This window comes from Sphingomonas sp. RS6, from assembly GCF_054489705.1.
Map to the genome: position 1 here is coordinate 123,080 of NZ_JBTMWM010000009.1, position 23,162 is coordinate 146,241.

Annotated in this window: 23 protein-coding genes, 2 tRNA genes and 1 other RNA gene; 14 read left to right on the forward strand and 12 right to left on the reverse strand. The window is 67.4% G+C overall.

Translation table 11 applies throughout. The features are described from left to right. Nucleotide 1: 1 nt before the first annotated feature. From ligA to ACX40Y_RS15220, 4 genes are all read right to left on the reverse strand, one after another. Nucleotides 2-445 carry a protocatechuate 4,5-dioxygenase subunit alpha gene (gene ligA / locus ACX40Y_RS15205; RefSeq protein ID WP_459120413.1) on the reverse strand — a complete coding sequence of 148 codons (444 nt, stop codon included), beginning with the start codon at nt 443-445 and terminating at the stop codon, nt 2-4. Beyond that, nucleotides 442-1,467 carry an amidohydrolase family protein gene (locus tag ACX40Y_RS15210; protein ID WP_459120414.1) on the reverse strand — a complete coding sequence of 342 codons (1,026 nt, stop codon included), beginning with the start codon at nt 1,465-1,467 and terminating at the stop codon, nt 442-444. The genes ligA and ACX40Y_RS15210 overlap by 4 nt, the downstream gene beginning before the upstream one ends. Beyond that, the gene (locus ACX40Y_RS15215; RefSeq protein WP_459120415.1) at nt 1,464-2,336 is read right to left on the reverse strand and encodes a DUF1932 domain-containing protein; all 873 of its coding nucleotides are present in this window, start codon (nt 2,334-2,336) and stop codon (nt 1,464-1,466) included. The genes ACX40Y_RS15210 and ACX40Y_RS15215 overlap by 4 nt, the downstream gene beginning before the upstream one ends. 64 nt (nt 2,337-2,400) lie before the next feature. Then, nucleotides 2,401-3,558, reverse strand: a complete 1,158-nt coding sequence (locus ACX40Y_RS15220) for a LysR family transcriptional regulator (RefSeq protein WP_459120416.1) — start codon at nt 3,556-3,558, stop codon at nt 2,401-2,403. 98 nt (nt 3,559-3,656) lie between these two features. On the opposite strand from ACX40Y_RS15220, the gene ligK reads away from it, so the two are divergent. Genes ligK through ACX40Y_RS15235 form a run of 3 tightly spaced genes read left to right on the forward strand, consistent with a single transcriptional unit; the run spans nt 3,657 to nt 6,272 of the window. Then, nucleotides 3,657-4,331, forward strand: a complete 675-nt coding sequence (ligK, locus tag ACX40Y_RS15225; protein WP_459120417.1) for a 4-carboxy-4-hydroxy-2-oxoadipate aldolase/oxaloacetate decarboxylase — start codon at nt 3,657-3,659, stop codon at nt 4,329-4,331. Beyond that, nucleotides 4,324-5,385: a 4-oxalomesaconate tautomerase gene (locus tag ACX40Y_RS15230; RefSeq protein WP_459120418.1), complete on the forward strand. Its 1,062-nt coding sequence runs from the start codon at nt 4,324-4,326 to the stop codon at nt 5,383-5,385. The genes ligK and ACX40Y_RS15230 overlap by 8 nt, the downstream gene beginning before the upstream one ends. Continuing rightward, nucleotides 5,382-6,272, forward strand: a complete 891-nt coding sequence (locus tag ACX40Y_RS15235) for an amidohydrolase family protein (RefSeq protein ID WP_459120419.1) — start codon at nt 5,382-5,384, stop codon at nt 6,270-6,272. Before ACX40Y_RS15230 ends, ACX40Y_RS15235 begins: the two co-directional genes overlap by 4 nt. Before the next feature lie 7 nt (nt 6,273-6,279). On the opposite strand, the gene ACX40Y_RS15240 is transcribed toward ACX40Y_RS15235, so the two are convergent. Beyond that, on the reverse strand, nt 6,280-6,837 hold the full coding sequence (locus ACX40Y_RS15240; RefSeq protein WP_459120420.1) for a DUF3237 domain-containing protein: 558 nt from the start codon (nt 6,835-6,837) through the stop codon (nt 6,280-6,282). Between the two features lie 169 nt (nt 6,838-7,006). Between ACX40Y_RS15240 and ACX40Y_RS15245 the strand changes: the two genes are divergently transcribed. Then, on the forward strand, nt 7,007-8,959 hold the full coding sequence (locus tag ACX40Y_RS15245; RefSeq protein ID WP_459120421.1) for a glycoside hydrolase family 127 protein: 1,953 nt from the start codon (nt 7,007-7,009) through the stop codon (nt 8,957-8,959). 1 nt (nt 8,960) lies between these two features. Here the strand turns inward: ACX40Y_RS15245 and ACX40Y_RS15250 are convergent, their stop codons facing one another. Then, on the reverse strand, nt 8,961-10,436 hold the full coding sequence (locus ACX40Y_RS15250) for an FGGY family carbohydrate kinase (RefSeq protein ID WP_459120422.1): 1,476 nt from the start codon (nt 10,434-10,436) through the stop codon (nt 8,961-8,963). A gap of 136 nt (nt 10,437-10,572) precedes the next feature. Here ACX40Y_RS15250 and ACX40Y_RS15255 point away from each other — a divergent pair, with 136 nt between their 5' ends. The 5 genes from ACX40Y_RS15255 to ACX40Y_RS15275 all read left to right on the forward strand — a co-directional run bounded on the left by ACX40Y_RS15255 (nt 10,573) and on the right by ACX40Y_RS15275 (nt 14,279). Next, entirely contained in the window at nt 10,573-11,772 is a 1,200-nt protein-coding gene (locus ACX40Y_RS15255) for an AI-2E family transporter (RefSeq protein ID WP_459120438.1), read from the forward strand. A gap of 46 nt (nt 11,773-11,818) precedes the next feature. After that, nucleotides 11,819-11,895 (forward strand) — tRNA-Asp (locus ACX40Y_RS15260). A gap of 71 nt (nt 11,896-11,966) precedes the next feature. Then, a tRNA-Asp gene (locus ACX40Y_RS15265) sits at nt 11,967-12,043 on the forward strand. An 85-nt stretch (nt 12,044-12,128) separates the two neighbouring features. Beyond that, nucleotides 12,129-13,799 carry a M28 family metallopeptidase gene (locus ACX40Y_RS15270; RefSeq protein ID WP_459120423.1) on the forward strand — a complete coding sequence of 557 codons (1,671 nt, stop codon included), beginning with the start codon at nt 12,129-12,131 and terminating at the stop codon, nt 13,797-13,799. 117 nt (nt 13,800-13,916) lie between these two features. Continuing rightward, complete coding sequence (locus ACX40Y_RS15275) at nt 13,917-14,279, forward strand: PRC-barrel domain-containing protein (protein ID WP_459120424.1); 363 nt, start codon at nt 13,917-13,919, stop codon at nt 14,277-14,279. Nucleotides 14,280-14,309: 30 nt separating this feature from the next. On the opposite strand, the gene ACX40Y_RS15280 is transcribed toward ACX40Y_RS15275, so the two are convergent. The 5 genes from ACX40Y_RS15280 to ACX40Y_RS15300 form a co-directional block, all read right to left on the reverse strand. Next, on the reverse strand, nt 14,310-14,519 hold the full coding sequence (locus tag ACX40Y_RS15280) for a DUF2842 domain-containing protein (protein WP_459120425.1): 210 nt from the start codon (nt 14,517-14,519) through the stop codon (nt 14,310-14,312). Continuing rightward, nucleotides 14,516-15,073 (reverse strand): 5-formyltetrahydrofolate cyclo-ligase, encoded by a 558-nt coding sequence (locus ACX40Y_RS15285; protein ID WP_459120426.1) that lies wholly within the window; start codon nt 15,071-15,073, stop codon nt 14,516-14,518. Before ACX40Y_RS15285 ends, ACX40Y_RS15280 begins: the two co-directional genes overlap by 4 nt. 6 nt (nt 15,074-15,079) lie before the next feature. After that, nucleotides 15,080-15,239: non-coding RNA, 6S RNA (ssrS, locus tag ACX40Y_RS15290), on the reverse strand. Between the two features lie 10 nt (nt 15,240-15,249). Then, nucleotides 15,250-15,552, reverse strand: coding sequence for a cell division protein ZapA (locus tag ACX40Y_RS15295; RefSeq protein ID WP_459120427.1), 303 nt, complete (start codon nt 15,550-15,552; stop codon nt 15,250-15,252). Further along, complete coding sequence (locus ACX40Y_RS15300; protein WP_459120428.1) at nt 15,552-15,779, reverse strand: hypothetical protein; 228 nt, start codon at nt 15,777-15,779, stop codon at nt 15,552-15,554. The genes ACX40Y_RS15295 and ACX40Y_RS15300 overlap by 1 nt, the downstream gene beginning before the upstream one ends. Nucleotides 15,780-15,914: 135 nt before the next feature. Here ACX40Y_RS15300 and tkt point away from each other — a divergent pair, with 135 nt between their 5' ends. The 3 genes from tkt (at nt 15,915) to ACX40Y_RS15315 (ending at nt 20,396) form a co-directional block, all read left to right on the forward strand. After that, nucleotides 15,915-17,882: a transketolase gene (gene tkt / locus ACX40Y_RS15305; protein ID WP_459120429.1), complete on the forward strand. Its 1,968-nt coding sequence runs from the start codon at nt 15,915-15,917 to the stop codon at nt 17,880-17,882. Further along, complete coding sequence (gene gap, locus ACX40Y_RS15310) at nt 17,879-18,883, forward strand: type I glyceraldehyde-3-phosphate dehydrogenase (RefSeq protein WP_459120430.1); 1,005 nt, start codon at nt 17,879-17,881, stop codon at nt 18,881-18,883. Before tkt ends, gap begins: the two co-directional genes overlap by 4 nt. A gap of 322 nt (nt 18,884-19,205) precedes the next feature. Next, nucleotides 19,206-20,396: a phosphoglycerate kinase gene (locus ACX40Y_RS15315; RefSeq protein WP_459120431.1), complete on the forward strand. Its 1,191-nt coding sequence runs from the start codon at nt 19,206-19,208 to the stop codon at nt 20,394-20,396. A 116-nt stretch (nt 20,397-20,512) separates the two neighbouring features. Here the strand turns inward: ACX40Y_RS15315 and ACX40Y_RS15320 are convergent, their stop codons facing one another. Further along, nucleotides 20,513-21,019 (reverse strand): TlpA family protein disulfide reductase, encoded by a 507-nt coding sequence (locus tag ACX40Y_RS15320; RefSeq protein ID WP_459120432.1) that lies wholly within the window; start codon nt 21,017-21,019, stop codon nt 20,513-20,515. A 229-nt stretch (nt 21,020-21,248) separates the two neighbouring features. Between ACX40Y_RS15320 and ACX40Y_RS15325 the strand changes: the two genes are divergently transcribed. Both ACX40Y_RS15325 and thiE read left to right on the forward strand, forming a co-directional pair. Continuing rightward, nucleotides 21,249-22,166, forward strand: coding sequence for a class I fructose-bisphosphate aldolase (locus ACX40Y_RS15325; protein WP_459120433.1), 918 nt, complete (start codon nt 21,249-21,251; stop codon nt 22,164-22,166). A 141-nt stretch (nt 22,167-22,307) separates the two neighbouring features. After that, nucleotides 22,308-23,006 carry a thiamine phosphate synthase gene (gene thiE, locus ACX40Y_RS15330; RefSeq protein ID WP_459120434.1) on the forward strand — a complete coding sequence of 233 codons (699 nt, stop codon included), beginning with the start codon at nt 22,308-22,310 and terminating at the stop codon, nt 23,004-23,006. Nucleotides 23,007-23,162 lie beyond the last annotated feature (156 nt).

Genomic DNA, 23,162 nt, shown 5'->3' on the forward strand with positions numbered 1-23,162 from the left:
TTCAGCGTCCTTCCTTGTCGCCGGCGCCTTCGGCGGCGGCGTTGGCCTTAATCGAGCGGAGGCCCTCCGGCGAACGGCCGCCGCGCATCATCATCTCGCGATATTCGGGGAAGCTCATGTCGGTCATCGTGCTGACCGCCTCGGCAAAGGGGATGCCGTCGGTCGAGAAGAGCTTGGCGAGGAAATAGACGTTGCCGCCCAGATCGAGGCATTTGTTGTAATCGCGGGCGAGCAGCGCCTGCTTCGCCTCTTCGCTCAGCGGCCATTCGTCGAGATAGGCGCGTTCGTCCGCCTTGAACCGCTCGCGATTCTCGGCCTTCATCAGGCTCATCGCGAACTGGTTCATGTGATAGCCCGCGCGCGCGCGCCTGGCGGTGAACACGCGCGTGCCGGGGATATCGTCGAATTCCGCCAGATAGGCGTGAATATCCTTGTGGTCGGTCACAGCCCTCTCTCCTTCAGCCTGGCGTCGAGCCGCGGGAACACGCGGCGGGCATTGCCCTCGAAGATCGCGTGGCGCTCGGCGCCGCTGATTGGCAGCGCGTCGATATAGCGCTTGGTGTCGTCGAAATAATGCCCGGTGGTCGGATCGATACCGCGCACCGCGCCCACCATCTCGCTGCCGAACAGGATGTTCTTGTTGTCGATCACATCGGCCAGCAGGTTGATCCCCGGCTGATGATAGACACAGGTGTCGAAGAAGATGTTGTTCATCAGATGCGTGTCGAGCGACGGTTTCTTCAACATGTCCGCCAGCCCGCGATAGCGTCCCCAATGATAGGGCACGGCGCCGCCGCCATGCGGAATGATGAAGCGCAGCGTCGGGAAATCGGCGAACAGGTCGCCTTCCAGCAGCTGCATGAACGCCACGGTGTCGGCGGCGAGATAATAGCCGCCGGTCGCGTGCATCGCCGGGTTGCAGCTGCCCGAGACGTGGATCATCGCCGGCACGTCCAGCTCGACCATCTTCTCGTAGAACGGATACCAGTAACGGTCGGTCAGCGGCGGATGGGTGAAATGGCCGCCGCCCGGATCGGGATTGAGGTTGCAGCCGATAAAGCCGAGCTCGGTGACGCAGCGCTCGAGTTCCTCGATCGAGCCCTGCATATCCGCCTTCGGGCTCTGCGGCAGCATGCACACGCCGACAAAGGTTTCTGGGTAGAGACCGACGACGCGCCCGATCAGGTCGTTGCATCGGCGTGCCCATTCCGTGGCCATCGCTTCGTCGCCGACATGCGGCGCCATCGCCGATGCGCGCGGCGAAAAGATCGTCAGGTCGGCGCCGCGCTCCTTGATGAGGCGCAGCTGGTTGGCCTCGATCGTCTCGCGGATCTCGTCGTCGGTGATGTGCGGATAGGGCGGGGGCGTCTCGCCGGCCTTGAACGCGGCCTTCTGCGCCTCGCGCCAGGCATCGTGCCCCTTGGGCAGCACGGTATAATGGCCGTGGCAGTCGATGATCATCGTCATGCGCGTGAAATCCTCTCCTCGATCGCGGCGAGCTTGGGGGCAAGCCCGTCGGGCGGCGTGCCGAGTCCGAGTGCGCCGATCGCGCGCTGACGGGCAACGGTGCCGCGGGTCATCTCGGCGCCGGTGCCCAGCGCCTCCAGCGTCTTGATCACTTCCTCCATTTCGGCCGCGCGGCGCAGCCCGTGGATCATCATGCGGTCGAGATTATAGTCGGCACGCGCTTCCCAGGGGCGGGCGCGCTCGCTGGCGTCGAGCGAGGCGAGCACGGCATCGCGCACCCCCGCCGTCTCGGCAGCCAGCAGGCACTCGGCGGTCAGCGCCTCGATCCCCTTGACCATCACCGAACGGATCATCTTGATCGACGAAGCACGGCCGACGGCATCGCCGGCGGTGCTGATATTCTGGAATCCGAGCGCCGCCAGCATCGCCGCCGCCGCTTCTGCCCGCGCGCCGCTCACCAGCAGCGGCGCGGCAAGCCGGGCCGGATCGACAGGGGACAGGATCGCGAGATCGACATAATGCCCGCCTGCCGCCTCGATCGTGCGCGCGGCGGCCTGCTTGGTCTGGGGCGCGACGCTGTTGCCGTCGCAATAGAGTGCGCCCGACGCGAGATGCGGCGCGGCGGCCTCGGCGGCGGCGAGCGCCTGGTCGGCGGTGACGAGCGAGAGGACCAGCGGTCGCCCGGCCAGCGCCGCGGCCAGCGTCGCGGCACCCTCGACGCCGGCGTCGGCATAGCGGTCGCGCATCGCGGCGGCATCGTCGGTATCGGTCTTGCGGTCGAACACCCGCGCGCTCGCTTCCCAGCCGCCCGCACGGGCGAAGGTCGCGCCAGCCTCTCCAAAGCCGATCATGGCGATCGTGTCTGTCATGGGCGGCGGCATGGCCGAGCGGGGCGGCGGCGGCCAATCGAATCCGTCTGCCCGCTATAAGTTTTTACGTATAGAGCTTTGTCGCCGCTGCCTGCAGCGTCGCCAGGAACCCCGATTGCGCTCGCGTCGGCCGCCAGTCGGCGCGGTGAGTGACGCCGATCGTGCGGGTGACGCTGCCCGGCGCGGGGCCGAGGTCGACGACCATGCCGGCGCCTAGTTCGACAGCGAGCTGGTCGACCGAAAGCAGCGTCAGCTCGTCCCCCGTCCGGAGCAGCTCGCGGATCGTGATGACCGATCCGCATTCGATCGGCACCGGCGGCAGCGGCCCGCCGATGGCGGCGAAAAGATTGCGCCACAAGGTGCGTAGCGGCGTGCCTTCGGGCGGGACGATCCAGCCAAAGCGGTGCAGCGCCGCCAGCCGATCCGTTTCCTCGACCAGCGGATGGCCGGCGCGGCCAAAAATCGTCGGCCTGTCGTCGAACAGCCGCAACTGCACCAGATCGGGGCCGATCGTTTCCGGATCGCGCAGCGCGCCGATCATCAGGTCGATCTCGCCATCGCGCAGCGGCCCGACCAGTTCGCCATGCGCGCCTTCGTGGATCAGGATGTCGATGCCTGGAAAGGCGGGGCGAAAGGCCGTGATCGCATGCGGCAGCAGCCGCGCGCGTGACAGCGGCATCGCCCCGATCGAGATGCGGCCCGAGGTGCGGCCGAGCAACTCGCCCAGATCCTCCGCCCCAGCGCGCAGTTCGGCCAGCGCCAGCCGCAGCCGCCGCGCCACCTGCACCCCCTGATGGGTGAGCACCAGCCCGCGCCCGCGCCGATCGACCAGCCTTTGCCCCAGCGCCAGTCCGAGATCGCCGACTGCGCGGTGCAGCGACGACACCGTCACCCCCGCCGCGTGCGCCGCCGCCGGATAACTGCCCTGCTGCGCCAGCGCGACGAACGCGCGCAGCTGCGCCGCCGTCACCCGGTTGCTGCCGATCAGCCGCAGCGCCGCCTCGACGCGCGGCAACAGGCGCAGCGCGGCCGGGGTCGGTGCCATGCCGGCGGCGCGGCGTTCGAACAGCGTCAGGCCCAGCTGCGTCTCAAGCTTGGCGATGCCCTGCGTCACCGCAGGTTGGGTGAGATGCACCGCATCGGCCGCGCGGCTGATGCTGCCGAGCCGCACCACTGCGGCCATGGCGGCGAGGTGGCGGATATTGAGCTGGTTGACTTGCACGGACAAGGATTAGCAAAAACTAATGGCCATGCCATCATTCGGATTGGCCCCGCCGCGCCCATGCGCGCACCCGGCCATCAACCATGAGAGGAGCAGCCATGTCCGGCATCGTCGTCCAGAACATCGAACGCGCCGATCTCGCAGTGATCGACGGCCTTGCCCATGCCGGCGTCGCCACGGTGCACGAAGCGCAGGGCCGCACTGGCCTGCTCGCGCCGCACATGCGCCCGATCTACGCCGGCGCGCGGATCGCGGGCAGCGCCGTCACCATTTCCGCACCGCCGGGCGACAACTGGATGGTGCATGTCGCGATCGAGCAGCTCCAGCCGGGCGATATCCTCGTGCTGGCGCCGACCAGCCCGTGCACCGACGGCTATTTCGGCGATCTGCTCGCCACCAGCGCGATGGCGCGCGGCTGTCGCGGGCTGGTGATCGATGCCGGCGTGCGCGACGTGCGCGATCTGACCGAGATGGGCTTCCCGGTCTGGTCGAAGGCGGTTCATGCGCAGGGCACGATCAAGGCGACGCTCGGCTCGGTCAACGTGCCGGTGGTCTGTGCCAATGCGCTGGTCAATCCGGGCGACGTGGTGATCGCCGATGACGACGGCGTCTGCATCGTCCCGCGTGCCAATGCGGCGGCCGTGCTCGAAAAGGCGCAGGCGCGCGAGGCGGTCGAGGAAGCCAAGCGCAAGCGGCTCGCGGCCGGCGAACTCGGTCTCGACATCTACGACATGCGCCCGAAGCTCGAAGCGATGGGGCTGAAATATGTCTGATCCCGCCTCCGCTCGCGTGATGTGGATGCGCGGCGGCACGTCGAAGGGCGGCTATTTCCTCGCCGCCGATCTGCCCGCCGACACCGCCGCCCGCGACGCCTTTCTGCTGCGCATCATGGGCTCGCCCGATCCGCGCCAGATCGACGGGATGGGCGGCGCCGATCCGCTGACCAGCAAGGTCGCGGTGGTGCGCAAGTCGGCGCGCGACGGCGTCGATGTCGATTATCTGTTCCTTCAGGTATTCGTCGATCAGGCGATCGTCTCCGACGCGCAGAATTGCGGCAATATCCTTGCCGGCATCGGCCCCTTCGCGATCGAGCGCGGGCTGGTGGCGGCAGCGGACGGCGAAACCCGCGTCACCATCTTCATGGAGAATACCGGCCAGATCGCCGTCGCCACCGTGCAGACGCCGGGCGCCCGCGTGCGCTATGACGGCGATGCGCGGATCGACGGCGTGCCCGGCACCGCCGCGGCGATCGCCCTCGAATTCCGCGACACCGCCGGCTCCTCGTGCGGCGCGCTGCTGCCCAGCGGCAACGCCGTCGATGTGGTGGAAGGCGTGGCGGTCACGCTGATCGACAATGGCATGCCCTGCGTGGTGATGAAGGCGGAAGATGTCGGCATCACCGGCTATGAGGATCGCGAGACACTGGACGGTAACACCGGGCTCAAGGCCCGGATCGAGGCGATCCGGCTGGCGGTCGGCGAACGGATGAACCTGGGCGATGTCCGCGAGAAATCGGTGCCGAAGATGATGCTCGTCGCGCGCCCCCGAAACGGCGGCGCGGTGACGGTGCGCAGCTTCATCCCGCACCGCGCCCATGCCTCGATCGGGGTGCTCGGCGCGGTCAGCGTCGCCACCGCCTGTTTGCTGCCTGGCACCCCCGCCGCCGAGGTCGCCGTAATCCCCGAAGGGCAGCGCAAGACGCTGTCGGTCGAGCATCCGACCGGCGAGACGACCTGCGTGATGGAACTGGACGAGAGCGGCGCGGTCACCAGCGCCGCTATGCTGCGTACCGCGCGCAAGCTGATGGACGGAGAGATATTCGCATGACCACCGACGTCGAGGGTCGCGTCCGCAGCTGGACGCTCACACCATCGAAGCCGCGCTACACGCCGCCGCCGGGCGCGGTCGACGCGCATTGCCATGTGTTCGGCCCGATGGCCGATTTCCCGTTCAGCCCCAAGGCGAAGTACCTGCCGCAGGACGCCGGCCCGGACATGCTGTTCGCGTTGCGCGACCGGCTCGGCTTTGCGCGCAACGTGATCGTCCAGGCGAGCTGCCACGGCACCGACAATGCAGCAACGCTGAACGCGATCGCGCGATCGAACGGCATGGCGCGCGGCGTCGCGGTGGTCGATCCGGCGATCGGCGATGACGAACTCGACGCGCTCCACGCCGGCGGCATCCGCGGCGTCCGCTTCAATTTCCTCAAGCGGCTGGTCGACGACGCGCCGAAGGACCGCTTCCTCGACGTCGCGGGCCGGATCGCGCGGCTCGGCTGGCATGTCGTGATCTATTTCGAAGCCGACATCCTCGCCGAGCTGCGCCCGTTCATCGATGCGATCCCCGTGCCTGTCGTGATCGATCATATGGGCCGCCCCGATGTGAACCAGGGGCCGGACGGCGCCGACATGACCGCCTTCCGCGCGCTGCTCGACAGCCGGCCTGACATCTGGACCAAGGTGACGTGCGCCGATCGCCTCGATCCCGCCGGGCCGCCCTATGCCGATTTCGTCCGCGCGGTGCGCCCGCTGGTCGAGGATTATCCCGATCGCGTGCTGTGGGGCACCGATTGGCCGCACCCCAATATGGAAAGCGTGCTGCCCGACGACGGCGCGCTGGTGGACGTCATCCCCCGCATCGCGCCGACCGAAGCGTTGCAGCACAAGCTGCTCGTCGCCAATCCGATGCGGCTCTACTGGCCCGAAGGCGCCTGATCGCCGGTCAGCCCATCCGATAGACGGTGATCCGCACCGCGGGCTGTTTCGCCTCCTCGGCAGGGCCGACAGTGGCGGTGAACACCGACTGGTTGAGCCACTGATGCGGCCCCAGCGGCGCTTCGAACACCGGCGTCGCGCGGACATGGTTGTCGAACGCGACGCCGCGATTGGTGATCTGGATCAGCGTGCCGTCCTTCTCGCGCATCAGATAGCTGGCCTCGAGCGTCACCGATCCGTCGGCGCGGATCAGCTGCCAGTCCATCCCCTCGGGCAGGATCGTCCCGCTGATTCGCGGCCCGGCGAAAGTGCCGCCGGTGATCGGAATGCGGACGCGCTTGCCATAGGGCGTGGCGCCGACCTGTTCGGCGGGGCCGAGCGTGACGATCGCCTCATAGACGAACTCGATCGGGATGCTGGTCTGGCGCTCGGCCGCGGCTGAGGCCCGGGCGATGGCCGGCGCGCCGATCGCGGCCGCCGTGGAGCCGATCGCCGCCGCGCCGATCAGTCGCCGGCGGGAAAGGACGGGAAGGTTGGTCTCATCGGGGCGCTGATCGTCGAACATGGCGTCTCCTTGCCGCATGGCCGCTCGCCGGCGGCCCCTTCTTTATCTGCCAGACAAAGCAGATGCCGGCGGGCGAAGGAAGCGCCAACATACTCGTCCCGGCCGTCTTTCCACGGACGGATGGCTCTGCTACCTATTTGTCCGACATAAAAACGAGATGAGGATGCAGGTGACCACGGAAAATTGCTGTTTCGGCCATTCGCGCCGGCATTTCCTCGCCGGGGCGGGGAGTGGCGCACTGGTCGCCGGCACCGGCGCGATCAACGTCCTGGCGGCGCCCGCCGCAACCGCGTCGCTCGATCCCGCTGTGCCGGCGGTTCTTGCGCCCTTCGATCTCGCGGACGTGACGCTCGGCGAGAGCCCGTTTCTCCACGCGCAACGCAAGACCGAGGCCTATCTGCTTGCGTTGCAACCCGATCGCATGCTGCACAATTTCCGCGTCAACGCTGGATTGCCGCCGCGCGCGCCGGTCTATGGCGGCTGGGAATCGGCGCCGACCTGGGCCGATATCAATTGCCACGGCCATACGCTCGGCCATTATCTGTCGGCCTGTGCGCTCGCCTGGCGTTCGACCGGCGATGCCCGTTTCCGCGAACGGATCGATCATATCGCCCGCGAACTCGCCGAATGTCAGCAGGCGTCTGGCAGCGGCCTAGTCTGCGCCTTCCCGAAGGGGCCGGCGCTGGTCGCAGCCCATCTGCGCGGAGAAAAGATCACCGGCGTGCCGTGGTACACGCTGCACAAGGTGTTTGCGGGGCTGCGCGATGCCGCCACGCTGGCGGGCAGCGAGACGGCGCACGCCGTGCTGCTGCGACTGGCCGACTGGGCGGTGGTCGCTACCCGCCCGCTCTCCGATGCACAGTTCGAGGCGATGCTCGGCACCGAACATGGCGGCATGAACGAGGTGTTCGCTGACCTGTATCTGATGACCGGCAACGCCGATTACCGCACTATGGCAGAGCGCTTTTCGCACAAGGCGATCCTGTCGCCGCTCGCCGATGGCCGCGACTATCTCGACGGGCTCCACGCCAATACGCAGGTGCCGAAGATCGTCGGCTTCCACCGAGTCTACGAGGTGACCGGCGATGCCCGCTATCGCGACGCCGCTGCCTTTTTCTGGCGGACGGTGGCGCTCACCCGTTCGTTCGCGACCGGCGGGCATGGCGACAACGAGCATTTCTTCCCGATGGCCGCGTTCGCCGATCATGTCTTTTCGGCCAAGGGGTCGGAAACATGCTGCCAGCACAACATGCTGAAGCTCACCCGTTCGCTGTTCCTCCACGATCCGCAGTCCGCTTATGCCGATTACTACGAACGGACGCTCTACAACGGCATCCTCGCGTCGCAGGATCCGGACAGCGGCATGGCGACCTATTTCCAGGGCGCTCGCCCCGGCTACATGAAGCTGTATCACACGCCCGAGGATTCGTTCTGGTGCTGCACCGGCACCGGCATGGAAAATCACGTCAAATATCGCGATTCGATCTACTTCCATGCCGATCGCACGCTCTATGTGAACCTGTTCGTTCCCTCGTCGGTGACATGGAAGGAGCAGGGCGCGACTCTGGTGCAGGAAACGCGCTTTCCCGAGACGCCGTCGACGACGCTGCGCTGGTCGCTGGCGCGGCCGGCCGAACTGACGCTGAAGCTGCGTCATCCCGGCTGGAGCCGCACCGCAACCGTGCTGGTCAACGGTGCGGTTGTCGCGCGCTCGCAAATGCCGGGCAGTTATGTCGACCTGAAGCGCATCTGGCGCGACGGTGACCGCGTCGAACTGCAACTGGTGATGGAGACGCGGGCCGAACACGCGCCTGCGGCCCCCGCAATCGTCGCTTTCACTCACGGCCCGCTCGTGCTCGCCGGCGTATTCGGTCGCGACGGGCTCGCGCCCGGCAGCGACATCGTCGTGAACGAACGCCTCTATGGCCGTTATAACGACACGCCCTTTTCGCCGCCGACGCTGTCGGGCGATCCGGCGGCGCTGGTTGGCCGGATCCGGCCTGGCGCGGAGCCGCTCAGCTTCACCATCGCCGCCGATGGCGGGCAGGCGGTGCGGCTGATCCCCTATCACCGCGTCGCGCACGAACGCTATGCGACCTATTGGCAGGTGGCGCCGGCCTGAATCAGCCGGTCGCGGCTTGCCCCAGCACGGCCTTGACGGCCCGGTCCCAGCCTTCGAGCCGCGTCGCGCGATCGGCCGTGTCGATCGCGGGCTCGAAGCTGCGCGCCGCGCCGCGCATTGCGCTTGCCGCCTCCAGATCGTCGAACAGCCCGCAACCGACCCCCGCCAGCATCGCCGCACCCAGCGCGGTCGTCTCGGCAAAGTCGGGGCGCTCGACGGTCAGCACCAGCATGTCGGCCAGATCCTGCGCGATCCAGTCGTTGGTCACCATGCCGCCGTCGATCCGCAGCCGCGACCAATCGGCCCCATCGGCGGCAAAGGCGGTCTTCAGGTCATGGCTCTGGTGCGCCATCGCCTCCAGCGCGGCGCGGACGATGTGCGCGCGGGTCGCCGCGAAGCTCAGGCCCGACAGCGCGGCGCGCGCCTCCGGCTCCCACCACGGGGCGCCCAGGCCGCTCAGCGCCGGCACGCAATAAACGCCGCCATTGTCCGCCACCGAACGCGCCAGCGCCTCGGTTTCCTGCGCCGATCCGATCAGCCCCAGCGAATCGCGCAGCCACTGGATCAGGCTGCCCGCGACGAACACCGATCCCTCCAGCGCGTAGGTGCGTCGCCCCCCGAGCTGCCACAACACGGTCGACAGCAGTCGATGCTTCGATCGCGGCTGGAGCGTGCCGGCATTCGTCAGCACGAACGCGCCGGTGCCATAGGTCGCCTTGGTGTCGCCGGGGGCGAGACAGGCCTGGCCGATCGTCGCTGCCTGCTGGTCGCCGGCCATGCCGCAGATCGGGATCGCGCCGCCGAACAGCCTGGTTTCGCCAAATTGACCCGCGCAATCGACGATCTCGGCCAGCGCGCCGCGCGGTGCGCCGAACTGGTCGATCAGGCCGTCGCTCCACGCGCCGCTGCCCAGCCCCATCAGCAGCGTGCGCGACGCATTGGTGGCATCGGTGATGTGCAGCCCACCGGTCAGCTTCCACACCAGCCAGCTTTCGACCGTGCCGATCGCCAGCCGATCGCCGGCCTCGCGCAACTGCGGCCAATGGTCCATCGCCCAGGCGATCTTGGTGCCGGAGAAATAGGGATCAAGCAGCAGGCCGGTGCGCGCCTGGATGCCGGGTTCCTCGCCCGCCTCGCGCCATGTGCGGCACAGCGCGGCGCTGCGCCGGTCCTGCCAGACGATCGCGGGGGCAAGCGGTTCGCCGCTCGCCTTGTCCCAGAACACCACCGTCTCGCGCTGGTTGGTGATGCCGATCGCCGCGATTCGATCCGCGCCGCCCGCCGCCTCGATCATCGCTGCCGTGCAGTCGCGGGTGCGCGTCCAGATCTCGGCGGCATCGTGCTCGACCAGGCCGGGCGCGGGGTAATGCTGCGTCAGTTCGGCGGATCGGCTGGCAAGACAATGACCGTCGGTCGCGAACAGCATCGCCCGCGTCGACGTGGTCCCCTCATCGATCACCAGCAGGCTGCGTTCCATCAAGTGAGGCTAGCGGGCAACAGCCACCGCCGCAATTGCGCCGCGTCGTCGCCGCGCGCGCGCCGATGATTGCCGCAAAAGACGCCGTCTCCTAGGATGTTGGCGAAAGGGAGTGCGGGTGGATCAGCGGACGGGCATGATCGGCGGAACGGACGAAGCAGCGCTGGACGACGGGCTCGCCGAGGACGAAGCCGTCGAGGCGCAGCCCAGTCTGCGGCGCGACCGGCTGATGGCCGCGCTGGTGCTGATCGCCGGCATGGGCCTCATCCTTGCCTTGCCGTTCGCGCTCCAGGCCGGGTCGCGATTTTTCCTGCCGCTCACCGCCTCGCTGGTGATCGCGATCGCGCTGGTGCCTGCGCTCGAATGGCTCGAACGGCATCGGCTGCCGGCGCCGCTGGCGGCGTTCGTCTGCGTGCTGCTGTTCCTCAGCGCCGCGAACATCGCGCTCGCCTCGATCGTGGTGCCGGCATGGCAATGGATCCGCCGGCTGCCGGACAGCATTCCCCAGATCCAGCACAATCTGGAGCCGGTGATCCGTTTCTATTCGAACCTCGAGCGGTTCGTGAACAAGACGCTCAACAATTTCGCGTCGCAGCCGATTCGCCAGCCGGTGGCGGTCCCGGCGCAGCCGCCGACGTCGCTGATGGATCTGTTCACCACCTCGGCGCCCTCGGCGCTGATCGAGATGTTCTTCGCGATCCTCGTCATCTACTTCTTCCTCTCGGGCTGGACGCGGCTGCGGCGCCGCGCGATCACCAGCCGGTCCAGCTTCGGCGGCGCGATGGCGACGGCGCGGGTAATCCAGGATGTCGTCGACGATACCTCGGCCTATCTCGGCACGATCACGCTGATCAACTTCATGCTCGGGCTGATCGTCGCGGGGGCGCTGTGGATGCTCGGCATGCCGACGCCGCTGATGTGGGGCGGCATCGTCGCGCTGCTCAACTACATCCCCTATATCGGCCCGGTGGTGGCGGCGGTGCTGCTCGCGGTCGGCGGGTTGATGAGCTTCGCCGATATCGGCTGGGCGATGACGCCGCCGCTGATCATGATCGCCGCGCACCTGATCGAGGCGAATGTCGTCACGCCGCTGATCGTCGGCCACCGGCTGACGATCAACCCGATCATGATCCTGATTTCGCTCAGCTTCTGGGGCTGGGTGTGGGGGACGACGGGGGCGCTGCTCGCGGTGCCGCTGCTCATCATCATCCAGACCGTGCTCAATGCCGCGGGCAAGCCCGACATCGCCGGTTTCCTGTTCGAACACGGCACCTTGGTCAGCGATCCGGCGGAAGCGCGGGGGTATCGTCGAGCGGGACGCGATCAATCCGGTTGACACCCCCAAAAGGCGAGGCTAGTGCCCGCCTCCTCGCTTGGCTCAAGCGGGTGTAGCTCAGTTGGTTAGAGCGCCGGCCTGTCACGCCGGAGGTCGCGGGTTCGAGCCCCGTCACTCGCGCCACTCGCCATGCGGGACTCCAGATGGAATCCGGCGGCGATTGGCCGTCCAAGATTTCCTCGCTTGGGTTTCAAGCGGGTGTAGCTCAGTTGGTTAGAGCGCCGGCCTGTCACGCCGGAGGTCGCGGGTTCGAGCCCCGTCACTCGCGCCATGCGGCGCATTCTTCCCCTCGAGACGGAAAATCGCGCCGGGGCAGGGGTTTTGCCCCATCTCCTCATCTGTTCTAGGCAGGTGGGATGATTCACTTCTCCTCCCGCATCCCGGCGATTGCTGCGCTTCTCCTCTCCACCACTGCTGTCACGCCCGCATCGGCCCAGGTCGCTGCCGATCCCGCGCGACTCGAACAGACCGTCCGTACGCTCGCGTCCGACACGTTCGAGGGGCGGGCGCCCGGCACCCGTGGAGAGGATCGCACGCTCGGCTATCTGATCGCCCGATTCGAATCGCTCGGGCTGGAGCCCGGCGGCCCGGATGGGCAGTGGGTGCAGAAGGTGCCGCTGCTGCACACCCGGCTCGGCGTGCCCCGCACCCTGCAGTTCGATGGGCCGCGCGGCCCGATGCAGGTGGAGCAGGCAAAGGACCTCTACGTCTCGACGATTCGCCCGGACGATGCCGCCAGAATCGCGAACGCGCCGGTGGTGTTCGTCGGCTATGGCGTCCATGCGCCGGAGCGCCAATGGGACGATTTCAAGGGCGTCGATCTGAAGGGGAAGGTCGCGGTCTTCCTCGTCAACGATCCCGATTTCGCGGCGGAAAAGGGCGATGCCGTTGCCGGCCGGTTCGGCGGCCGCACCATGACCTATTATGGCCGCTGGACTTACAAGTTCGAGGAAGCGGCCCGGCGCGGCGCGATCGGTGCGCTCATCGTCCATGATACGGCCGGTGCCGGCTATGGCTGGAACGTCGTCATCAGCAGCGGCGGCGAGAATTACGACATCGTTCGCAGGCCTGCCGATCTTACCAGCGTCGCGTTGCAGGGCTGGCTGTCAGGCGACGCGGCGACTCGCCTTTTGGCTTCGGCGGGGCTGGATCTCGCGCGGCTGCGGGTGGCGGCGCGCAAGCCCGATTTCCGCCCGGTGCCGCTCGAAGGCGTGCACTTCACCGCCGACGTGCCGGTCGCGCACGAACAGGTCGACAGCTACAATGTGCTCGCCCGGCTTCGCGGCAGCGAATGGCCGGACGAGACGGTGATGTTCGGCGCGCATTGGGACGCCTACGGCGCGGGCAAGCCCGATGCGCAGGGCCGCATCTATCGCGCCGGCGCCAATGATGATGCGCTCGGCATCGCCGGCCTGCTGGAGATCGCCCGCAACCTGAAGGCGGGGCCGGCACCGAAGCGCAGCGTGATGTTCGCCGCCTGGACGGCGGAGGAGCGCGGCCTGCTCGGCTCCGAATATTATGCGACGCACCCGGTGGTGCAGCTCGCCACCACCGTCGCCAATCTGACGATCGACATCCTTCAGACGGCGGGGCCGGCTAACGATGTCGTTCTGGTCGGCAAGGGCCAGAACACGCTGGAGGACGACATGGCCCGCGTCGCCGCGACGCAGGGGCGGCGGGTGACGCCGGAGGGCCTGCCGGAGCGGGGTCTGTTCTACCGCGCCGATCATTTCTCCTTCGCTAAGCGCGGCGTGCCGACGCTGCTGCTGATGGGCATCGCCGGCGCCTCCGACCTGAAGCAGGGCGGCACGGCAGCGGGGCAGGCGTGGATCGATGCCTATACCGGCCAGTGCTACCACCAGGCCTGCGACGCCTGGGGGCCGGACTGGAACCTCGCCGGCGCTGTGCAGGACATCGATCTGGTCGGCACGATCGGCGCGCAGCTGGCGAACGGCACGGCCTGGCCCAACTGGAAGCCGGGTTCCGAGTTCAAGGCGATCCGCGAGCGCAGCCGGGCAGGGGAGTAACGGCTCCCCGCCGCCGATTCTTTCTCCCGATCCGCCGAACGATCCGCCGCCGCCATGCGTTGATGGTCCGGACGCTGGAAACGGCGCCATCCCCAATCGGCAGAAGGAGAGCAAGCGATGGATACCCAGACACGCGAAACGCACGACCTGATCGCGTCCGACCGGGTGGAAGGCACGTCGGTCTACAATCATGATGGCGAGAAGCTCGGCTCGATCGCCCGGTTCATGGTCGACAAGGTATCGGGCCAGGTCGAATATGCGGTGCTGTCGTTCGGCGGCCTGTTCGGCCTGGGCAGCAATTATTACCCCTTGCCCTGGAAGGCGCTGACCTACAGCACCGATCAGGGCGGCTATGTCGTCAATGTCGATAAGGATCGGCTGGAAAGCGCGCCCAATTACGATTCGCGCGGCGACGAGCCCCGCTATGACCGCGAATATGGCGAGCGCGTCTATGGCTATTACGGCATGGTCTATATGTAACCCGCGCGCGGGCGTGGCGGCATCGCGCCGCTATGCCCGCCAGCGCCCCGTTTCCATCCAGCGGAGCAGCGGCTTGAGCGGCAGGATCCACACGATCCCCGCCGCGACATAGATCACCGTCTGGACGAGCACCGGCAGCGCGCCGATCGCCGTCGAGAAGCTGGCGATCATCACCACCCAGACACAGATCAGCGCGACGATCGCAAGCGCCCCGGCGGGCTTGCGCCAGCTCGGGTTCATCGTTCGTCGTGGCAGATCATGCCATCCTCGGTAACGATGGCGTGGAGCGGCACGTCCCAGATGTCGGCGGGAATCGCCGGCACTTCCTGCACCGCCCAGGCGATGCCGACGCGCCATGCCGATTCGAACCGGGCAAAGGCGCGGTCGTAATGGCCCGCACCCTGGCCGAGTCGGTTGAGCCGGCGGTCGAACCCCACCAGCGGCGTCAGGATGATGTCGGGGGCCAGTTCGGGCGCCTGCGCATCGGGCTGGCGCAGGCCATAAGGCCCGGCGTCGAGCGCATCGCCCGGTGCCCAGGCAAGGAACCGGATCGGCGCCGCCCGGTCGATCACATGCGGCAGCGCGAGCCGGCAGCCACGCTCGATCGCGGCCGCGGCGAGCGGCGCGGGATCGGCCTCGCTGCCGATCGGGTGATAGCTGGCGACGACCATGCCCGGCTTCAGCCGCGCCAGATAGGCGTCGGGGACGGCGATCGCGGCGGCTTCGCTGTCGGCGAAGAACCGGTCGCGCTCGGCCCGCAATCGGGCCCGCAAGGCTGGCTTGTCTAGGATCATGCGCGTGGCGGGACCACCATGGGCCGTTTGCCCGAATATCCACCGACGCACAGAACGTCAGGTGGGAACCATGTGTTGCAGACCAGGATCTGCACAGGGACAGCTCCCATGGATGAAGATTATAGCCTCAGGGATAATTGCCAAGGCTCGCACCGGGCAGTCCCGCCACTCCCTATCTAGGCGGTCGGCACGCGTTCCTCAAGGGCCATCGCAACCGCTTCGAGCCGATCGGCGATTCGTTCGAGCACCAGCGTCGAAACGCCCTCGGGCGGCCGGTTCGCCATTTCGTCGATCTGGTCGGCCAGGATCAGCGCCAGATAGACGAGCGTGCGTTCGGCATTGAGCCCGCCCGATGCCCGCTTCGCGGTCTCGGCATGCGTCTCGATCATCGCTTCCAGCTTGCGCAGATGCGGTTCTTCGCCCTCGCGCGCGGCGACGGTATAGGCGCGCCCGGCGATATGCAGCGTGATGTCGGCCATCAGTCCTGGTCCCCGGCGTCTGGCTCGGCGTCCGGCCCGGCATCGGGTTCCTCGTCGATCAGCGTGTCGAGCGCGGTGATCGCCGCCTCCACCCGCTCGCGCAGCAGCGCGTGCCGCCGCTCCAGCCGCGCGGCGGAATAGGCGCACGCCGCCGTCGCCGCTTCGATCCGCGCCAGCGCCTGTTCGATTCTCGCTTCCGTTCCCGTATCGTCGTCGGTTTCTGGCATGTCCCGCCGATAGCACGGCTGAACCCACCGGCAACCCTCGTCGCCCACCGTCCATCGCTGGCGCGGCTCCGGCGGGCGGTTGACGTTGGCGCCGCGCGCTTCCAAAGGCGAGCGCGCATCAACAGGGAAACAGACGTGACCGCATCCTTCACCGATTGTGCCAACGCGATCCGCGCGCTCTCAATGGACGCGGTTGAGGCCGCCAATTCGGGTCACCCCGGCATGCCGATGGGCATGGCCGATGTCGCGACCGTCCTGTTCCAGAACTATCTCAAGTTCGATCCCGCCGATCCCTATTGGCCCGATCGCGACCGCTTCGTGCTCTCGGCCGGCCACGGCTCGATGCTGCTCTACTCGCTGCTGCACCTGACCGGCTATGCCCGCCCGACGCTGGAGGACATCAAGAATTTCCGCCAGATCGGCAGCCCCTGCGCTGGCCACCCGGAGAATTTCGAGCTGCCGGGCGTCGAATGCACCACGGGTCCGCTCGGCCAGGGGCTGGCGATGGCGGTGGGCATGGCGATCGCCGAGCGGCACCTGAACGCGACCTTCGGCGGCGATCTGGTCGATCACCGCACCTGGGTGATCGCCGGCGACGGCTGCCTGATGGAAGGCATCAACCACGAAGCGATCGGCATCGCCGGGCACCTCAAGCTCAACCGCCTGATCGTGCTGTGGGACGACAACAACATCACCATCGACGGCCCGGTCTCGCTCTCGTCGGTCGAGGATATTCCCGCCCGCTACCGCGCGACCGGCTGGAACGTCCTCGAATGCGACGGCCATGACGAGGCGGACATCACCCGCGCGCTCGACGAGGCAATCGCCAGCGACAAGCCGGTGCTGGTCAAGTGCCGCACCGTGATCGGCAAGGGCGCGCCCAACAAGGAAGGCACGTCGAAGGTCCACGGTTCGCCGCTCGGCAAGGACGAAGTCGCCGCCGCCCGCGCCGCGCTCGGTTGGAACCATGCCCCGTTCGAGATCCCCGGCGACATTCGCGATGCGTGGCTTGCCGCCGGCAGTCGTGGCGCGGCGCCGCACGCCGCCTGGAAGCAGCGGCTCGCCGCGCATCCCGATCGCCTCGGCTGGGAACGCCGCGGCGACGTGCAGCCGAACCTGCTCCAGCCGCACATCCAGCAGCTGATCGCGAATCCGCAGAAGGTCGCGACGCGCAAGGCGTCCGAACTGGCGCTCGAGGCGGTCAACGCGATCCTCGACGAGACGATCGGCGGATCGGCGGATCTTACCGGCTCGAACAACACGCTGACCAAGGGGCTCCAGCGTCTCGACGCCGCCAATTATGGCGGCCGTTACCTCAACTACGGCATCCGCGAATTCGGCATGGCCGCGGCGATGAACGGCATGGCGCTGCACGGGGGCGTGATCCCCTATGGCGGCACCTTCCTCGTCTTCGCCGACTATGCCCGCGCGGCGATCCGCCTCTCGGCCCTCCAGCATGCCCGCGTCGTCTATGTGATGACGCATGATTCGATCGGCCTGGGCGAGGACGGCCCGACCCATCAGCCGATCGAGCACCTGATGAGCCTGCGCGTCATCCCCAATCTCGACGTGTGGCGTCCGTGCGACGTCGTCGAGACGGCCGAGGCGTGGGAAGCCGCACTCGCCAAGAGCGACGGTCCCTCGCTGATCGCGCTCAGCCGCCAGAACCTGCCGCAGCTGCGCACCGAAGCCGCCGAGAACCGCTCGGCTCGCGGTGCCTATGCGCTGCTGGAGGCGGAAGCGCCGCGCAAGGTGGTGCTGCTCGCCACCGGCTCGGAAGTGGAAGTGGCCGTCGGGGTGCGCGAGGCGCTGGAAGCCCAGGGCATCGGCGCCGATGTCGTCTCGTTCCCCTGCTTCGAGCGCTTCGAGGCGCAGGACGCCGCGTACAAGCGCGACATCCTGCCGGCGGACGCGCTCAAGGTGTCGATCGAGGCGGGCACCACCTTCGGGTGGGAGCGCTATACCGGTACCGATGGTTTGCGCCTCGGCGTGGATAGCTTTGGCGCCTCGGGCCCCTATCTACGGCTCTACGAACATTTCGGACTCACTGCGGGCGCCATCGTGCCCCAGATCCTTGCCAAGCTGAACGGAGAACAGGCATGACGAAGGTTGCGATCAACGGTTTCGGACGTATCGGCCGTCTGGTGGCACGCGCGATCCTCGAGCGCCCGGAAAGCGGCCTCGAGCTCGTCACGATCAACGACCTGTCGGACGCCAAGTCGAACGCCTGGCTGTTCGCGCGCGACAGCATCCACGGCAAGTATCCCGGCACCGTCGAGGCCGACGGCAACGACATCGTCGTCGACGGCAAGCGCATCAAGGTGACCGCCGAGCGCGATCCCGCCAACCTGCCGCACGCCGAGAACGGCGTCGACATCGTGCTGGAGTGCACCGGCTTCTTCACCAAGCGCGAAGACGCCCAGAAGCACATCGATGCGGGCGCCAAGAAGGTGCTGATCTCGGCCCCGGGCAAGAATGTCGATCTCACCGTCGTCTACGGCGTGAACCACGACAAGCTGACCGCCGAGCACACCATTGTCTCGAACGCGTCGTGCACCACCAACTGCCTGGCGCCGGTCGCCAAGGTCCTCAACGACGCGATCGGCATCGAGCGCGGCCTGATGACCACGGTCCACGCCTATACCAACGACCAGAAGATCCTCGACCAGATCCACCCGGATCTGCGTCGTGCACGCGCTGCCGCGATGTCGATCATCCCGACCACGACGGGCGCCGCCCGCGCGGTGGGCGAGGTGCTGCCGGAGCTCAAGGGCAAGCTCGACGGTTCGGCCGTCCGCGTGCCGGTGCCGGATGGCAGCCTCGTCGACCTGACCTTCCAGCCGAAGCGCGATACCTCGGTCGAGGAAGTCAACGCGGTGCTGAAGGCGGCGTCGGAGAGCGGCCCGCTCAAGGGCGTGCTGGTCTACACTGCCGATCCGATCGTCTCGGCCGACATCGTCCACACCCCGGCTTCCTCGACCGTCGACAGCCTGGAAACGGCCGTGATCGACGGCAAGCTGGTCCGCGTGGTCAGCTGGTACGACAATGAATGGGGCTTCTCGAACCGCATGGTCGACACCGCGACCGTGATGGCGGGGCTCTGATACCAACGTCCTCCTCGCAGGCGGGGAGGACATTTCTACACTCGGAGGGGAGGGTGGTTGCACGGCCTGCAGCGCCCTCCATCCTCAAAGCGGCCGTAGCGTCGCTGGGTAGCTCCTCTTCTGTCATCCCGGCGAAAGCCGGGATCCATTCGCCCCTCGGGCGAGGCAGGAGCCAGGACGTCCAGGCCAATGGATCCCGGCTTCCGCCGGATGACGCTGGTGGGGCGGGGGCGGCACGGCGGCCAATGGCACAAGCGCAGGATGCGAGCGCTCCGCCTCCGGATGCTGCTCGCAAGGCAATTCATTACGCGAGGGGTTCAGCATGGCGCGCACTTTCAAGACGCTCGACGATATGGGCGATATCACCGGCAAGCGGGTGCTGGTCCGCGAGGACCTCAACGTGCCGATGGCTGACGGCAAGGTGAGCGACGATACGCGCCTGCGCGCCGCGATTCAGACCGTCGCCGAACTCGCCGATCGCGGCGCCAAGGTGCTCGTCCTCGCCCATTTCGGCCGGCCCAAGGGTAATCCCAGCCCCGAAACCTCGCTGGCGCAGGTGGTCAAGCCGTTCGAACAGGTGCTCGGCCGCTCGGTCCGCTATATCGATTGGGAAGGCGATGCCGCCTCGGTCGCGACGCTCAACAATGGCGACATCGCGCTCCTCGAGAATACTCGCTTCTTCGGCGGTGAAGAGAAGAACGATCCGGCCGTGATCGATCGTTTCGCGTCGCTCGGCGACCTCTATGTCAACGACGCGTTCTCGGCCGCGCACCGCGCGCATGCCTCGACCGAGGGCCTCGCCCACAAGCTGCCCGCCTTTGCCGGCCGCCAGATGGAAGCCGAACTCGACGCGCTCGACAAGGCGCTGGGCAACCCCGAGCATCCGGTGGCGGCGGTGGTCGGCGGCGCCAAGGTCTCGACCAAGCTCGACGTGCTCAAGCACCTCGTCGCCAAGGTCGATCACCTGATCATCGGCGGCGGCATGGCCAACACCTTCCTCGCTGCGCGCGGGGTCGATGTCGGCAAGAGCCTGTGCGAGCATGACCTGACCGGCACCGCCGAGGAGATCCTCGACGCCGCCGACGCTGCGGGCTGCACCGTCCACCTGCCCTACGATGTGGTGGTGGCGAAGGAATTCCGCGCCAATCCGCCGGTGCGCACCGTCAACGTCCACGAGGTCGCCGCCGACGAGATGATCCTCGATGTCGGCCCGGCCGCGACCGAGGCGCTCGCCGACGTGCTCAAGACCTGCAAGACGCTGGTGTGGAACGGGCCGCTCGGCGCGTTCGAAATCCCGCCGTTCGACGCGGCGACGGTATCGCTCGCCCGCACCGCGGCGGCGCTCACCAAGGAAGGCCAGCTCGTCTCGGTCGCCGGCGGCGGCGATACGGTGGCGGCGCTCAACCAGGCCGGCGTCTCGGGCGATTTCAGCTTCGTATCGACCGCAGGCGGTGCCTTCCTCGAATGGATGGAAGGCAAGGAACTCCCCGGCGTCGCCGCACTGGCGCGCTGAACGCCTCGTCTTCCCTCTCCCCTTGTGGGAGAGGGAAGGGGCCCGCCGCCGAAGGCGGTGGGAAGGGTGAGGGGGACGGCGATCCAATTGTCCCCCAGCCGCAAAAGGGTCGCCCCTCAAACCGGCGGCGCTTCCTTCAGCAGCGGCACCAGTTCGCGATTGAGATCGTCCAGATCGAACGCGCCTGCCTTGGCGTAGCGCAGCACCCCGGCCCGATCGATCACATAGTTGGACGGCACCGCATTATCGATCATGCCATAGGGGCCTCTGATCTTCTTTGTCGGCTGGATGCTCAGCTTCTCGAACAGCGGCTTCAGCTTGTACAGCGGCACCGAATCCTCGGTGGTCAGCGCATAGACGCGCAGGCCGTGCGCCTTCTGGATCGCATAATAGCGATCGAGCAGCGGCAGCTCGGTGCGGCACGGCACGCACCACGTCGCCCAGATGTTGAACACGACGACATCGCCGCGCATCTCCGACAGCTTCACCTTGCTGCCGTCGAGCAATGTCAGTTCGGCCTCCGGCGCCGGGCTGCCGATCTTCGGGCCTTTCGCCGCAAGGGCCGCGCCCGGCGTCGCCAGCAACGCCGCGCCCGCCTGCAACAGGCGCCGTCGATTCCACATTGACCTTCCCCCCTTTGCCCCGCGACGAGGCTACTGTCCCGCAGCGACGCGCGTCAATGACGCGTCTCCGCAATACCAAAGCGCGACCAATCATCCGCCAGGTATCGCAGCTGTTACGCACCCGCGAAAATTGTTTTGCTCCGCAGCATTTAGGCAGCGTTGTCAGACTTTTCGGCGCGATTTGGCCGCGATAGGGACCGCCTCGTCATCACCGAACAAGGGGAACATCATGGGCATCACGCCGGCCGTCAAAGCGATCCTCGACAATTACGGGTCGGACAATCCCGGCGTGAAGGCGAACCTCGCGCGCATCCTGATGCAGGGCCGGCTCGGCGGCACCGGCAAGCTCATCATCCTGCCGGTCGACCAGGGCTTCGAACATGGGCCGGCGCGCAGCTTCTCGGTCAATCCCGATGCCTATGATCCCCATTATCATTTCCAGCTCGCGATCGACGCCGGCCTCTCGGCCTATGCCGCGCCGCTCGGCATGATCGAGGCGGGTGCCGACACCTTCGCCGGCCAGATCCCGACGATCCTCAAGGTCAACAGCTCGAACAGCTGGGCGACCGGGATCGACCAAGCGGTGACCAGCGGCGTCGACGATGCGCTGCGTCTCGGCTGCTCGGCGATCGGCTTCACCATCTATCCCGGCGCCGACGGCGTATTCGAGATGATGGAGGAAATCCGCGAGATGCGTGCCCAGGCCGCCTCGGTCGGCATCGCGACGGTGATCTGGTCCTATCCGCGCGGCGGCAAGCTCAGCAAGGATGGCGAACTGGCGCTCGACGTCGGCGCCTATGCCGCGCACATGGCGGCGCTGCTCGGCGCGCACATCATCAAGGTCAAGCTGCCCAGCAACCATGTCGAGCAGCCCGAGGCCAAGAAGCTCTACGAAGGCACTGACTGGTCGGCGCAGAGCGACCGTGTGGCCCATGTCGTGCAGAGCTGCTTCGCCGGCCGCCGCATCGTCGTCTTCTCGGGCGGCGCCGCCAAGGGGGCCGACGCCGTGTACCAGGACGCGCGCGACATTCTCGCCGGCGGCGGCAACGGCTCGATCATCGGCCGCAACACCTTCCAGCGCCCGCGCGCCGAAGCGCTCGCGATGCTCGACAAGCTGGTAGCGATCTACAAGGGCGAGGAGGCCTGAAACCTGCCCCGGCGGCGCCGACGGGTTCGCCCGGACGGCGCCGCCGCATAACCGCCGCTGCTTGACCCCAACGGACAGGGGGTGGAAGGCCCGCCGACAAAGGCGGTAACGTTCCGCCGACATTCAGCAGCGGAGTACCCAATGTCCGACCCGTTCGACGATCTCGAAGACGAAGCGAAGCTCGAAGGCTTTGCCGAACAGTTCGTCCGCGACGATCGCCGCCCGCCCTGCCAGCTCTACCTGATCTCGCCGCTCGACGTAACCGGCACGTTCGCCGATCGCCTGCGCCGCGCGCTCGATGCCGGCCCGGTCGCCGCCTTCCAGTTCCGCGTGAAGGATGTCGACCAGCACCAGGCCGCCAAGCTTGCCGAGCCGCTCCAGCGCATCTGCGCCGACGCCGATGTCGCCTTCATCGTCAATGACAGTATCAGCCTCGCCAAGCGGCTCGGTGCCGACGGCGTGCATCTGGGGCAGGGGGATGGCGACGCCCGCGATGCGCGCAGCATCCTCGGCCCCAATGTCCAGATCGGCGTGACCTGCCACGACAGCCGCCATCTCGCGATGGAAGCGGGGGAGGCTGGCGCCGACTATGTCGCGTTCGGCGCCTTCTATCCCACCGGCACCAAGGAGACGAAGCATCGCCCGGATCCGGCGATTCTGTCCTGGTGGTCGGCGCTGTTCGAGATTCCGTGTGTTGCGATCGGGGGAATCACCCCCGCCAATGCCGCGCCGCTGGTGCGAGCGGGCGCCGACTTCGTGGCGGTCAGCCATGCGGTTTGGGGTGGCGACGAGGCGGAAGCGGTGCGTGCCTTCGCCGCGATTCAGGGGATGCAGGGCTGATTCTGGCGAGATTCGCCGCTGATTCGGCGGGGATGGTCATCAATCGGTCATTTCCGGCGGAAAGATCGACCGTCAAAAAGCGCGGTTTTCCGCCGTTTTCCGGGCCGATGTCACGAAAACGACAGAAAGTTTCATTTTCTCGTTGACGGTCCTGCG

Excerpts from the sequence above, each read along its gene's own strand:
- ACX40Y_RS15210 (WP_459120414.1), bottom strand. The coding sequence starts at position 1,467 with ATGACGATGATCATCGACTGCCACGGCCATTATACCGTGCTGCCCAAG.
- ACX40Y_RS15215 (WP_459120415.1), bottom strand. The coding sequence starts at position 2,336 with ATGACAGACACGATCGCCATGATCGGCTTTGGAGAGGCTGGCGCGACC.
- ligK (WP_459120417.1), top strand. The coding sequence starts at position 3,657 with ATGTCCGGCATCGTCGTCCAGAACATCGAACGCGCCGATCTCGCAGTG.
- ACX40Y_RS15230 (WP_459120418.1), top strand. The coding sequence starts at position 4,324 with ATGTCTGATCCCGCCTCCGCTCGCGTGATGTGGATGCGCGGCGGCACG.
- ACX40Y_RS15235 (WP_459120419.1), top strand. The coding sequence starts at position 5,382 with ATGACCACCGACGTCGAGGGTCGCGTCCGCAGCTGGACGCTCACACCA.
- ACX40Y_RS15240 (WP_459120420.1), bottom strand. The coding sequence starts at position 6,837 with ATGTTCGACGATCAGCGCCCCGATGAGACCAACCTTCCCGTCCTTTCC.
- ACX40Y_RS15250 (WP_459120422.1), bottom strand. The coding sequence starts at position 10,436 with ATGGAACGCAGCCTGCTGGTGATCGATGAGGGGACCACGTCGACGCGG.
- ACX40Y_RS15255 (WP_459120438.1), top strand. The coding sequence starts at position 10,573 with ATGATCGGCGGAACGGACGAAGCAGCGCTGGACGACGGGCTCGCCGAG.
- ACX40Y_RS15270 (WP_459120423.1), top strand. The coding sequence starts at position 12,129 with ATGATTCACTTCTCCTCCCGCATCCCGGCGATTGCTGCGCTTCTCCTC.
- ACX40Y_RS15275 (WP_459120424.1), top strand. The coding sequence starts at position 13,917 with ATGGATACCCAGACACGCGAAACGCACGACCTGATCGCGTCCGACCGG.
- ACX40Y_RS15280 (WP_459120425.1), bottom strand. The coding sequence starts at position 14,519 with ATGAACCCGAGCTGGCGCAAGCCCGCCGGGGCGCTTGCGATCGTCGCG.
- ACX40Y_RS15285 (WP_459120426.1), bottom strand. The coding sequence starts at position 15,073 with ATGATCCTAGACAAGCCAGCCTTGCGGGCCCGATTGCGGGCCGAGCGC.
- ACX40Y_RS15295 (WP_459120427.1), bottom strand. The coding sequence starts at position 15,552 with ATGGCCGACATCACGCTGCATATCGCCGGGCGCGCCTATACCGTCGCC.
- ACX40Y_RS15300 (WP_459120428.1), bottom strand. The coding sequence starts at position 15,779 with ATGCCAGAAACCGACGACGATACGGGAACGGAAGCGAGAATCGAACAG.
- gap (WP_459120430.1), top strand. The coding sequence starts at position 17,879 with ATGACGAAGGTTGCGATCAACGGTTTCGGACGTATCGGCCGTCTGGTG.
- ACX40Y_RS15315 (WP_459120431.1), top strand. The coding sequence starts at position 19,206 with ATGGCGCGCACTTTCAAGACGCTCGACGATATGGGCGATATCACCGGC.
- ACX40Y_RS15320 (WP_459120432.1), bottom strand. The coding sequence starts at position 21,019 with ATGTGGAATCGACGGCGCCTGTTGCAGGCGGGCGCGGCGTTGCTGGCG.
- ACX40Y_RS15325 (WP_459120433.1), top strand. The coding sequence starts at position 21,249 with ATGGGCATCACGCCGGCCGTCAAAGCGATCCTCGACAATTACGGGTCG.
- thiE (WP_459120434.1), top strand. The coding sequence starts at position 22,308 with ATGTCCGACCCGTTCGACGATCTCGAAGACGAAGCGAAGCTCGAAGGC.